At 64.8% G+C, this 12,060-nt stretch carries 9 protein-coding genes and 3 pseudogenes; 2 read left to right on the top strand and 10 right to left on the bottom strand.

Features of this window, described 5'->3' with window-relative positions:
* Together RHBS_RS16215 and RHBS_RS16210 are read right to left on the bottom strand one after the other, a co-directional pair.
* Positions 1-845, bottom strand: an 845-nt coding sequence (locus tag RHBS_RS16215) for an NAD(P)-dependent oxidoreductase (protein WP_128646030.1), incomplete at its 3' end; no start/stop codon positions are given.
* Positions 842-1,639: an S-methyl-5'-thioadenosine phosphorylase gene (locus RHBS_RS16210; protein WP_121871245.1), complete on the bottom strand. Its 798-nt coding sequence runs from the start codon at positions 1,637-1,639 to the stop codon at positions 842-844. The genes RHBS_RS16210 and RHBS_RS16215, both read right to left, overlap by 4 nt.
* A 78-nt stretch (positions 1,640-1,717) precedes the next feature.
* Here RHBS_RS16210 and RHBS_RS16205 point away from each other — a divergent pair.
* A pseudogene (locus RHBS_RS16205) lies at positions 1,718-3,033 on the top strand (hypothetical protein).
* On the opposite strand, the gene RHBS_RS31820 reads toward RHBS_RS16205, so the two are convergent.
* The 6 genes and pseudogenes from RHBS_RS31820 to RHBS_RS16180 form a co-directional block, all read right to left on the bottom strand.
* Positions 3,020-3,520 carry a methyltransferase domain-containing protein gene (locus RHBS_RS31820; RefSeq protein ID WP_374700619.1) on the bottom strand — a complete coding sequence of 167 codons (501 nt, stop codon included), beginning with the start codon at positions 3,518-3,520 and terminating at the stop codon, positions 3,020-3,022. The pseudogene RHBS_RS16205 and the gene RHBS_RS31820 overlap by 14 nt on opposite strands.
* Entirely contained in the window at positions 3,406-3,684 is a 279-nt protein-coding gene (locus RHBS_RS31815) for a hypothetical protein (RefSeq protein ID WP_306303541.1), read from the bottom strand. The genes RHBS_RS31820 and RHBS_RS31815 overlap by 115 nt, the downstream gene beginning before the upstream one ends.
* On the bottom strand, positions 3,681-4,151 hold the full coding sequence (locus tag RHBS_RS16195; protein WP_121872748.1) for a hypothetical protein: 471 nt from the start codon (positions 4,149-4,151) through the stop codon (positions 3,681-3,683). The genes RHBS_RS31815 and RHBS_RS16195 overlap by 4 nt, the downstream gene beginning before the upstream one ends.
* A gap of 91 nt (positions 4,152-4,242) precedes the next feature.
* Positions 4,243-4,926: a hypothetical protein gene (locus RHBS_RS16190; RefSeq protein ID WP_121871244.1), complete on the bottom strand. Its 684-nt coding sequence runs from the start codon at positions 4,924-4,926 to the stop codon at positions 4,243-4,245.
* Positions 4,927-5,090: 164 nt separating this feature from the next.
* A complete protein-coding gene (locus RHBS_RS16185) occupies positions 5,091-6,677 on the bottom strand; it encodes a GMC family oxidoreductase (RefSeq protein WP_128646029.1) in 1,587 nt (528 codons plus the stop codon).
* A gap of 32 nt (positions 6,678-6,709) precedes the next feature.
* Positions 6,710-8,427 (bottom strand): annotated as a pseudogene (locus RHBS_RS16180) (aldehyde dehydrogenase family protein).
* 190 nt (positions 8,428-8,617) lie between these two features.
* On the opposite strand from RHBS_RS16180, the gene RHBS_RS16175 reads away from it, so the two are divergent.
* Positions 8,618-9,796, top strand: a complete 1,179-nt coding sequence (locus RHBS_RS16175) for a CdaR family transcriptional regulator (protein WP_128646028.1) — start codon at positions 8,618-8,620, stop codon at positions 9,794-9,796.
* 3 nt (positions 9,797-9,799) lie between these two features.
* On the opposite strand, the pseudogene RHBS_RS16170 reads toward RHBS_RS16175, so the two are convergent.
* Positions 9,800-10,755 (bottom strand): annotated as a pseudogene (locus RHBS_RS16170) (esterase/lipase family protein).
* Positions 10,756-10,922: 167 nt separating this feature from the next.
* Complete coding sequence (locus RHBS_RS16165) at positions 10,923-11,774, bottom strand: glycoside hydrolase family 16 protein (protein WP_128646027.1); 852 nt, start codon at positions 11,772-11,774, stop codon at positions 10,923-10,925.
* Between the last annotated feature and the right edge of the window lie 286 nt (positions 11,775-12,060).

Genomic DNA, 12,060 nt, shown 5'->3' with positions numbered 1-12,060 from the left:
CGCCCGATGGTGATCGGCTGCCCCGAGCAGACGTTGAGGGCGGTGAAACCGTCTACCTCCGCCTCGATCGACGCGATGTTGGCGGCCGCTACGTCGTGAACGTGCACGAAATCGCGGGCCTGCTTGCCGTCCTCGTACACGGTCGGGGCCTGACCGAGTTCCAGAGACGACCGGAACATCGCGGCCACACCGGAATACGGGGTGTTGCGCGGCATGTGTGGTCCGTAGACGTTGTGGTACCGCAGTGCGACCACGGAGCCGCCCGTGGCGAGCGCCCAGGCGGAGGCGTAGTTCTCCTGTGCCAGTTTGCTCGCGGCGTAGATGCTCCTGGGCTCGAGTAGCGAATCCTCTTCCACCAGAAGCCAATCGAGTGGCTCACCGGACCGCGGGTCGCGATTGTCGAACAATCCTGCGTCGAGATCGGCGCGGGTGCGGGGAGGCGGAACGACGGTTTCGCCCGAGGAATTGAGGTATCGCCCCTCGCCGTAGACCACCATCGAGGAAGCGAGAACCAGTCGGGAACAGCCTGCCTCGTACATCGCGGCGAGCAGAACCGCCGTCCCGTAGTCGTTGTGGCTGGCGTAGGCCGGGGCATCCGCGGCATCGACTCCGGCTCCGACGACGGCGGCCTGGTGACACACGACATCCACCCCGCGCAGTACGTCGACGAGCGAGTCCTTGTCGCGTACATCGAGATCGATGATGCCGTCGGCTCGCGCTCCTGGGCCGTGAGCCGATTCCAGCATGGCGTCGACGGCAACCACCTCGTGGCCGGAGACGGCGGCCGCATCGAGAATGTGGCCGCCGATGAATCCGGCTGCGCCGGTGAGCAGTACCCGCGTCATGGCAGTTCGATCGGCAGCGTGAGGCCGGTGTGCACCCGACACGTGGGGCAGTCGCCGGTGGGAGCGTCGGAGATGGCCGAGCGCACCAGTGCCTTGAGCGGCTCGATGTTCTTCTGGAATTCAGCGAACACGTCCACCGCCTTGACGCCCTGACCCGATTCGATGCCGGCGTCGAGGTCGGTCACCAATGCGATCGGTGCATAACAGAGTTCGAGTTCGCGAGCCAGGACCGCCTCGGGGTGGCCGGTCATGTTCACCAGTGTCCAACCCTGGCGGGCGAACCATTGGCTCTCGGCACGAGTGGAGAACCGAGGGCCTTCGACGACGACCATGACGCCGCCGTCGATCGCCGAATCCTGGACCGCGGACTTCCTCAGCGTGGGGCAGTACGGGTCTGCGAATTCGACGTGAATCCCGCCCTCGTCGAAGTAGGTCTGTGCACGCCCTGAGGTTCGGTCGACGAGCTGATCGGGAATCACGACGGTGCCCGGGCCGTACTCGGACACCAGGGATCCGACCGCACACGGCGCGAGCACTCGCCTCACCCCGAGCATCCGCAGCGCCCACATGTTGGCGCGATACGGCAGCGTGTGCGGTGAAAACTCGTGGTTTCGGCCGTGTCTGGGCAGAAACGCGACTCGCCGACCTTCGACCTCGCCCAACGTGATCGGGGCGCTGGGAGCGCCGTAGGGGGTGTCGAGCACTACCTCTTCGGCGTCGCCCGCGAAGAACGAGTAGAAGCCGCTGCCGCCGATGACGGCAATCTCGGCCCGCCCCGTCGCGTCGTAGTTCATCTACTCATCCTCCATCACCGTCGGTCGATATGCTGGTCCGAAGTCGCGTTCGCCTCGAGTCCGCAGGGAGAAAAGACTATCCGTTACTGGAGAGAAGCCGTCGCAGGCACGTTGGCCGTCGTGCTCGTCGCGGTCGCGTTCGTCGTTCCGTACCTCGGCAACGAACTCGTCACCCCCATCATCAACAGAACTCCGCAGCAGGTGCGCGATTTCGCCGATGCGGCACCGCTGTTCGGCTTCCGCGAGATTCACGTGGGATGGGGAACTCCCGTCGCCGTCCTGATCGCCGTGGCCACGGTGTTGTGGGGGCCGACGGTGGCACGTCGACTGTCGTGGACGCGACTGTTGTTCGTCGTGTGGGGTGCGTCGGCGGCCTGGACGATGTCGCTGGCGATGGTGGACGGTTGGAAGCGCGGCTTCGTGAACCGGCTGGCATCGACCGACGAGTACTTGCACGAAGTGCCCGGCGTCACCGACATTCCCGCCACGCTCCGCGGCTTCTCCGATCGCATCCTGGACTACCAGGCCGATTCGTGGACGACGCATGTGTCGGGTCATCCACCCGGCGCGTTGCTCACCTTCGTGTGGCTCGACCGTCTCGGCCTCGGCGGTGGAGCCTGGGCGGCGACGCTCTGCGTGCTGGTCGGTACGAGTGCCGCTGTGGCGCTGGTACTCACACTCCGGGTACTCGGCGACGAGAACATCGCACGGCGTGCAGCACCGTTCGTGGCGATCGCCCCGGCGGCAATCTGGATCGCCGTCTCGGCCGATGCGTTCTACGCAGGTGTCGCCGCGTGGGGAATTGCGCTGCTGGCGATCTCCACGAAGCGCTACCTGTGGCCCGCGTCGATCGGCGCGGGAGTGTTGCTCGGTTTCGGCGTGTACCTGAACTACGGGTTGGTGCTGATGGGCCTGCCCGCCGTCGCGGTACTGATCGCCGGACGGAGGATTCTGCCGTTCGTCGGCGCGCTGATCGGTGCACTGATCGTCGCCGGGATCTTCACCGCGTACGGATTCTGGTGGTACGACGGCTACTTGCTGGTGCAGGAGCGCTACTACCAGGCATCGCGACCGATCGCCCGTTCGAGTACTGGGGTTGGGCCAACTTCGCGGCGATGTTCTGCGCGCTGGGTGTTGCTGTGCCCGCGGCGTTCCCGCGGATTCTCACCCGGCTCGAGCCGATCAATCTGTTGGTGATCGCGGCGATCGCCGCGGTGGTGATGGCTGATCTGAGCCAGTTGAGCAAAGCCGAGACCGAGAGAATCTGGCTGCCCTTCGCGATGTGGATGCTGATCGCGCCCGCGGTGTTGCCGATCAGGACGCATCGTTTCTGGTTGGCACTGCAGGTGATCGGTGCGTTGGCGATCAATCATCTGCTGTTCACGAATTGGTGAACGGAGCCAGCGTCATCTGAGCGAACCAGCGCCCGTCGATCGGTGCCACGTCCACCACTCGAAGGCCGGCGGCACCGGCGAGATCCGCGGTGGCGTCGGCGCTGACACTCGACCAGGCGAACCAGTCGCCGACCATGGTGTCGGTTTCCCATCGAACGGTGCGGTGGCGAACTCCTGTGTCGCTGGGCGCATCCACTTCGGCAATGACCGCTCCGTGCGGTGCCAGTAGATCCGCCGCGCGGCGGAGCAGTCGCACCGGGTCGCCGCCGATGCCGATGTTGCCGTCCGCAAGCAGGACACAAGACCAGTTGCCGGTGTCGGGCAGCGGTTCGAAGAGGTCGCGGAGCACGGCATTGCCGCCGCGGCCGATGGTCAGATCGACAGCTGCTTTGGAGGTGTCGACTCCGAGTGCCGAAACACCGCGTCGGGCAAGCGCTTCGGTGAGGCGCCCGGGCCCGCAGCGAGATCGATGGTGGAGCCGGTGCATCGGCTGAGCATGGCGCGATCGGCGCGGCGATCCTCCGCGGACGAGGCGCTGCCACCCATCCAGCGGGCGGTGGGGAGCTTCTGCCTGCTGCCGTCGGAATCGCCTATCCAGCAGGGTAGTCCAGCTGCTGCGCGGTTGAAGAGTGTATCGGCGGTAACGCTCATGCTCGGCTCCGTACGAGGATCAATCGAATGAAGTAAGCGATTGCGCTCACGATGAACAACGCAGCGGTCAACGCGAGCCAACGTCCGAGGAATGGCTCCTGCGTCGAACCGGTTGCGGCGCGGTAGGACTCCGCACCCTGCGAGAGTATCCCGGGGAAGAACATCAGAAACGTCAGTGCGGTTCCGAGGGCGGGGACACGAACGAAATTCACCGGTGACACGGCCAGGGTTCGGCGTGGGATACGGGTGATCACTCGATCGGCCAGCGAGTAGAGCGGGAACAGTACGGCGTCGTGCAGCAGTACCGATCCGAAGAACCACACGAGTATGGACTTCCACCAGATGTCGCTGTTCCACAGACTCTGCGGCCCGGCGAGAGTGACGACGTAGCCGACCAGCGCGAACGACAGCAGTAGACCGACCGCGTGCAGCGGGTGCCCGCCGTAGATCTTCGTGAACGCCCTCATTCGAGGCTCCTGACCATGCGACGCAAACACCCGTGCGCGAGGGCCACCGTCTTCGACGGCGGCGACTCGCGCACGGGCGTTCAGGAAGTGATTATGCGGTGTTGATCGTGATGGTCGCAACGCCCACGAGCAGTCCCGGGGTCACAGCATCGGTGTTGAAGGTGCTGTTGAGCAGTCCGGCAGCGGTCTCCGAGATCTTCACCTCGGTGCCCTGCAGGATTGCGGTGTTGTCGGGTCCGGTAGCGAGCGGCTGCAGGGTGCGACCGTCGAGATCGAACAGAACTGCGTCTGCAGCTGCTTCTTCGCCGTTGACCATGACGTCACCGGTGAGGATCGAAGTGCCCGGGTCGATGTCGAAGTTGATGAGCTCGACGACGGTCTCGCCTGCGGTCAGCGACAGGCCGCTGCCGTCGTGGTTGATCTCGCCCTGGACGTAGGGGTCGACGGTGCCGGGCTCCCAGTACTTGACGTCGCCGCCGGTGATCGGGAACGCGATGGAACCGTCTGCCAGGGTCGCGGTTCCGACGACGCCGGGCGTGAGGCCCAGAGTGGTCAGTGCGCCGGTGAAGCCGGCATCCAGAGCAACTGCGGTGTCGACACCGGTGAGGTCCTCGACCTCGGCTGCGGGCTCGGGCTCGCTCTCCACGGCTTCTGCTGCCGAAGAGGTGGCTGCGTCGACGGTGTCGGATGCTTCCTCGCTGGAGCATGCGGCAAGCGGGACGATGGTGAGTGCACCGATTGCGGTGGCGGCCAAAGCTTTACGAACAGTGAACATGTCGGTCAACCTTCCGTGCTCGTCTCTCGAGCGTTGTGGGTCATTCGGCGCTGCTTGCCGAGCGGATGGGTTCCATCTCGATCCCCTGCAAGGGAGCGTGCCCACCTGTTACCCGACAAACCGGACTCCCAAACCGGAAATTTTCCGAAAGGTTCACGTGCGGATCAACGAAGGATCAAGTCCGCTGCTCGTTCGCCGATCACCACCGAAGGCGCGTGAGTGTGTCCGCGGATGATGCTCGGCATGATCGACGCGTCGGCGACGCGAAGGCGGTCGACGCCCCGCACCCGCAGCTCGGCATCGACGACACTGTCGGCATCGTTGCCCATACGGGCAGTGCCCACGGGGTGATACAGAGTGTGCGCATTCTGCTCGAGGGCCTCGGTGAGCAGGTCCGCCGGGGAGATGTTCGACGCCACCCTGGGGCGTACGACGTCGCCGAGCAGTCCCTTCAACGACGGGGTTTCGGAGATCGCGACGCAGACGCGGAGGCCTTCGATCATCGCCTTGCGGTCCAGTCCGCCGGGGTCGCTGAGGTAGCGGGGTTCGACGATGGGCTTGGCCAACGGGTCGGCCGATCGGAGGGTGATCTCGCCGCGGCTCTCCGGCTTCACCAATACGGACCCGATGACTGCGGCGTGGGCGTCCTGGGCGATGAGGCCCTCGTCGAAGAACGGTGCCGGGCCGAAGATGAGTTCGACGTCGGGCAGGGCCAGGTCCTCGCGGCTCTTGATGAATCCGTACGCCTCGCCGACGTTGGAGGTGAGCATGCCGCGTCGGCGCGCGAGGTAGTTGACCAGTTCCGGGATCTTCTCGGCGTGGAAGAGGGAGTCGGTCTCGGTCTGCCAGCCGATGAGGGCGGCCAGATGGTCGAGCAGATTCTGCCCGACGCCCGGTGAGTGATGCCGGACCGTGATGCCGTGCGACTTCAGTTGTTCCTGGTCGCCGATGCCCGAGAGCATCAGCAGTTGCGGGGTGTTGATGGCTCCGCCGGACAGGATCACTTCTCTGCGTGCGCGCACGGTGTGCAGCGATCCGCCGGAGGTGTATTCGACGCCTACCGCGGCGCTGCCCTCGAAGAGGACGCGGGTGGCCTGCGCGTCGGTGAGGATGGTGAGGTTCTTGCGCTTCTTCGCCGGCCGCAGGTATGCATCGGCGGTGCTCCACCGTGCTCCGCGCTTCTGGTTGACCATGGTTCGGCTGAAGCCCTTGGGCTCGGGCAGGTTCGCCGTTTCAATCGGGTAGCCGGCTTCTTCGACGGCGTCGAGGAACGAGGACGTCAGGGCGCGTGAGCTGCGCTGGTGCGAGACGACGAGCGGGCCGTCGGTACCTGCATCGAGTTCGGTTGTGCCCTCGATGTTCTCGATCTTGCGGAAGTATCCGACGAGGTTGCGGAACGACCAGGAGTCGTCGGACACCGCCGCCCACTCGTCGTAGTCGGCGGCGAATCCGCGAACCCACATCATCGCGTTCATCGACGACGAGCCGCCGAGCATCTTGCCGCGTGGCCAGTAGATGCTGCGATCACGCAGCTCCGGTTGCGGTTCGGTGAGGTAGTCCCAGTCGACTTCGCTACGAAAAAGTTTGGAGAATGCAGCGGGGATGTGGGCGAACTTGTTCTTGTCCTCGGGGCCTGCCTCGAGGAGGATCACCTCGTTGCGGGGGTCTGCGCTGAGGCGATTGGCCACCACCGCGCCTGCCGAACCTGCGCCAACCACGATGTAGTCGGCCGTCGTGCGCTGAGAGCTCATGATTGTCCTTCGGTCGTCGTCGACGCTGGGTTCTACCCGCGCAGGGCGGAGGCGAAAATTGCCGGCAGCTTGGACCAGGACGGTGCGCCCGCGAATGCGGTGAGCAGCTTGCCGGTCGATGCTGCGGTCTTGTTGGTGACGAACCACGGTGGCTTCGGGGAGATGGAGAGCTCGCCGTTGATCAGCGAGCGCGGCAGCGGCCGGAACGGCCCGCGCACCACTGTTCGCTCGGCCCCGTCGATCAGTAATGCATTGTGCACGATGCCGATTCCGCTCTGCACGTCGTCGACGGTGTGGCCGGGGAATGCGCCCCAGGTGGCCGCTGCAGTGAGGAAGCCGATGGCGGTCCAGGCGTTGACGGCGATGGTGCCGTAGCGCAGGTCGGCGAGCATGGTGTCGAACTTCTCTCCGAGTCCCTTGATGGTGCCGGGGGTGCCGATGATGTTGATGCCGAGTGTGCCGGTGAATTCCTCGTTCGCGGCCTGTACCGCCTTGGCCGCGAACGCGGCTCCGCTGTAGGGCAATTCGATGATGCCCATGACCGGTGCGAAGTACTCGGTCTGCAGCAGCGGTGCGTATTCGCCGGGGTTCAGATCGGTGATGAGCACGCGGCCGCCGCGCTCGCCGAGGCGTTCGGCGGACGGGTAGGTGGCGGTGGCGTCGGACACTCGCTTGTCGCTGCCGGGGTAGTAGGGCGCTCGTGCAGGCGCGCGGTCGAGGGCGGCGCGCAGGGCGGCGACGAACTCGTCGCGCTGCTTCCATTCCGAGGACAGCACGACGACCTGCGAAGCGACACAGTTGTATCCACTGTTGTGCAGGCGTTGGGTGGCGATGTGTTCGGCCTGAAACTCGATGTCGGCGCGGCTCCACTCACCGGGTAGAACGATGGTGGGCGAGACGCCGCCGAGTTCGCTGGAGATGTCCTTGGTGAGGATCGGGTCGTTGGCCGCCTTGCGCGCAGCTCCGTCCGGGCCCGGACCGAAGACGATCGCGTCGTGCGTGATGGCGCTGCCGGTCATGTGCACGTGGTCGACGGACACGTGCTGCACCAGGTAGGTGCCCACGTCGCTCCGCCGGTGAGCAGGCGCAGTGCGCCGATGTCGACGAGCGGCGCGAGGATCTTCTCGAACACCGGCAGCAGCGGATCCATGATGGGGTTGAGCTTGAGTGCGACGACACGGTTGAACGCGATCAGTTCGTACAGCGCGTCCAGCGGCGCAATGGAGGTGATGTTGCCCGCGCCGAGTACTACTCCGATGCCTGCGGTGCGGGTGGGATCGAGCTGGGCGAGGCCCGCGGTCCGCTGTGCGGTTGCACGGTCGATTCCGGGCTTCAGCCACACCTCGGCCGTGAACCCGTTGAGCAGGAGTCGCTCGAAGATGTTGAGGGGCAGCACCGACACCGTCGTGCGCCCACCGGGTGCCGTCCCGAACGTGGCACCGGCCAGTGGGCTGGTGCCGGCTTCCAGCGCCGCGAGGGTGTGCGCCACGGTGCCGAGTCCGTTCAGGAACGAGTACGGACCCGACAGCCATTCCTCACCGACGAGACTGGACGAGGCGTCGAGTCCCTTGATCGACGATGCCGCGCTCACCCACTCCTGCGCGTGAGCTGTGGTCAGCGCATGCACGCGTTCGAGGAGGGCCCGCCGTTCGGCGAGGGTGAGACGTCCCCAGTTCTTCTCTCCCTCGGACAGATCGACGAGTGCGGAGTCGACTGCCTCGGTGGGTCCTGTCGTCGGTACGGATTGCAGGTGTGGGGTGACGTCGCTGGTCAACTTCTCGGCTCCACTCGTCGTTCGGGTACACGGCTTCCACTGTGATTGTGGTCGCACTCGGACGCGGGACGCTATGGGCCACGGGCCTGAAATCGGGTGCGACGGTTTGTGCCGCCGCACAATTTCGCTGTGGCGTGGCTTACACGGGTGAGGCTAGAGTCCTGTCATGACCGCGACCGAGTTCGACGTGCATCCGTCACCGACCGATCTGGCCGCGACGATGCTCGACGGCGTCGACGATCTCGCGACCGAATTGGTACGACGGATCCTGGGTGCCGAGCACGCCTACCTCGAATCGACGCTGCTCACCACCGAGCAGCTCTACGAGGCGTCGCGAAGCAATCTGGCGTCGATGCTGGGCAAGCTGTCCGGTCGTGCTCCCATGCGACTCGAGGCGGCTCGCGACGCGGGCAGGCTCAAAGCGGAGCAGGGGGTACCGCTGGCTGCTCTGCTGCATGCTTTTCGGCTGGGCGGCAGGTTGGTCTGGGACGAGTTGATGGAACGCTCGGACGGCCGGGCCAGTCATGCGTTGCTGGACATGGCCGCTCAGGTCTGGGCGCTGGTCGACGTGTACTCCGACGAAGCAGCGGAGGCCTATCGAGAGAGCGCCGACATGCGTGCGCGCGAAAGCGCCGAAGCCCGTGGACGTCTCATCCGTGTGCTCTTCGCCGATCACGGTGCAAATCCGACGGCAGCAGCGGACGCGTTGCGTACGTTTCGCATTCCCGACCACGGCTACTTCGCGGTGGTGTCGCAGGAGCCGTTGACCGCAGCGATGGGGATCGACGGTTTGATCGCCCGCCTCCGTACCGCGGGTGCCGAATCGGTGTGGGATGCCGAGGTGGACGGTAGCGTCGGGCTCATCTGTGCCGCAACGGAATCGGAGATCGATTCAGCGTTGATCATGCTGAGCGAACTGTGTCCGGGACGGGTGGGGGTGAGCTCGGTATTCCGGTCCCCGTCGGGTATCGGTGATGCCGTGGGCCAGGCCCGGTTGGCGAGGTCGTGCACCTCGAACGAGGCTTCACCGGTGCGCTACGACTCCGTGCCGGTACCGCTACTGCTGGTCCGCGATCCGAAATCGGGCCGGATCGCCTCGCGTCAGATACTCGGAGATCTGCTGGCGTTGCCTCGAGCCGAACGGCAGAGCTTGCTGGACACCCTGGACGCATGGTTCTCGTGCGGCGGTTCCACCCGCGATGCCGCCGAATCGCTGCATTACCACCGCAATACGGTGTTGTATCGGCTGCGTCGAATAGCCGAGCTCACCGGTCGCGACTTCCGCGATCCGATCCAGGCCGCCGAACTCTACGTCGGGCTCAGGGCGTATCAGCTCTTGACCTGAGGGTCATTGGCTGGCGAGGACGACGTCGAGGATTCCGGCTCCCAGCGCCACCGGTACGCAGGTCGGGGGACGCGCGTTCGCAGGGTCCAGGGCGTTGAGCGCCAATCTCAGCGCGGTGGGATCGTAGGTGAAAGTGAAGTGCGCTACCTCGGTATCGGGGCACACGTCCTGCACCACGATGTTGTGCGCTCCCGGATCCCGAAGCAGCGCATTGGTGTACGGCTGAATCACCTCGTCGACCCTCGTTGCGATGGACGTGTACTCCACCCCGGGCACGGTGTCGCCACCGGCATTGAGCCGGTCGAGGAAGTCGGATCCTGCCATCAGCTGGGCGAGACCCGGCCCGAATTCGCCTGCCACCAGCCCGGTTGCACCGGGCACTGCCTGCACGACGGGTGCCACTCCGTACATGGTGCCGCCGTAGGTCGGTGATGCGATCCCCACCCATCGATCGACCACGTAGCACCGCCGAGCCTGTTGACGAAATACCGAGCGACCGCCGCACCCTGTGAGTATCCGACCACGTCCACTGCGGCGGCACCGGTGGCCCGGAGGATCGACAACGTCATCGCCTTCAGTTGCGCTGCACTGTCTTCGATGACGCCGTACCCGTTGGTTCTACCGTCCGGCGACGTGCCGTAGTTGATGGCGAAGACACAGAACCCGGTTGCTTTCAGGATCGGTGCGAAGCCGGCCCAGTCGGAGTATGCGGTGGCGTCGGTGCCGTGCACCAGGACGACGGGGTTGGGGTGGGCTGCGGTGGGCTTGCAGCTCATGTCGTTGGCTCCGGGAGGGGCGGCGTCGCGATTCGATGCCGCGTAGCGAATGGCATCGGCGTGATCGGGTTGCTCCGGGGCGGCCGCGATGGGCATCACCGGCCCCGCGTGTGCGGCGGGCGCGAGCAGCGCAGCGGCAGCGGCGATTACGAGGGTGATCAGACTCCGCCGTGGCCCGCGCATGAACAGACGATATTCCTCGAACTGTGGAATGTCCCGATGAAGAGCGGTTCGAGCTGAGAAAAGTCACAAGAATTGTTCTGTCGTCGAAACCGTGTCGAATGCGCGCACCGCACAGGGCCCAGCCGTAGCGGCTGGGCCCTGTGCAGGTAGAAGTGCTGCTCTGCAGGTCAGAGGCGACTCACGCGTAGCCAGTCGACACTCATCGTCTGCGGGTACGGCGTGCTGTTGAGTGTCTTGCCGGTCCAGTTGTTGCCCACGGCGACGTTGAAGAGGATGTAGTGCGGCCAAGCGCCCGAGAACGCTTTCCAGTTGCCGCCCTTCGCCTCGTACTGGGCCTGAGTGAAGGAGTATCGAGCGACTCCGTCGACGAACCAGGTGATGCTGTTCGGCAGCCAGTCGATTCGGTACGTGTGGAATCCGTTGTTGACCGGATTCATGCTGCCGCCGGTCTTCACATCTTGATTGGAGTTCCATTTCGAGGGGCCGTGCAAATTGAATGACGGTCCGTACAGTCCGGGAATTTCGACGATGTCCACTTCCCCTTGGCTGGGCCATGAATATTCGCCACCGGGTTGTAGGCCGAGGGTCCAGAATGCGGGCAGCAGGCCCTGGGCGCTCGGCATCTTGATCGATGCTTCGATGCGCACCGGTGGCGTCACCGATTGCTTGCCCATGCTGACCACGCGGGCGCTGGTGAAGTTGTACGGTGCTCGCTTGCGATCCGGCGGGTACTCCCGACGCGCGGTGATGTTCAGTGAGCCGTTGAACTGGTTGGCGTTGTTCCAGGAATTCGTATAGTACTGCTGCTCACCGGAACTCGCGCCCCAGCGGCCGGTCTGAAATCCCCATTTGGAGGGGTCGGGTCCGCCGTACCCGTTGAATTGATCTTCCCACAGGAGGGTTCCGGCTCCACCTTGGGTTCTCGGGGGTGCGGCGAGTGACGGGGCGGCGGTCGCCGACGAGACGGCCACGGCCATCGTCGTCAGGGCAACCGCGACAATTGTGAATAGTGATCGCATGAGGGGGATTCCTGTCAGGTCATATGTCGGTGAACAAATGTCGACATATGGATTTCTAGCACGACAAACTAGGCGTTAGAAGTTTCTTTTGAAATGCAGGAATTCTTGCGAATACAATGAATGAATTCGACTATACTACCGGTCGGTAGCAAGGGTACCGACCGATAATCGGCGGTGGTCGGTTTGTTTCAGGAGTGACCGCAGTGACTCGGCAGCGTCTGTGGGTTCAGCGATACGGACGAGACGGGAGCGACTCGAGAGGGGCAGGAGTGGAGCCTGCAGGAAC

Origin of the sequence: Rhodococcus sp. BS-15 (assembly GCF_000813105.1) — a bacterium.
Lineage (GTDB): Bacteria > Actinomycetota > Actinomycetes > Mycobacteriales > Mycobacteriaceae > Rhodococcoides.
Note: the sequence above shows the minus strand (reverse complement) of the source record. Positions and strands in the feature narration are given on the sequence as shown.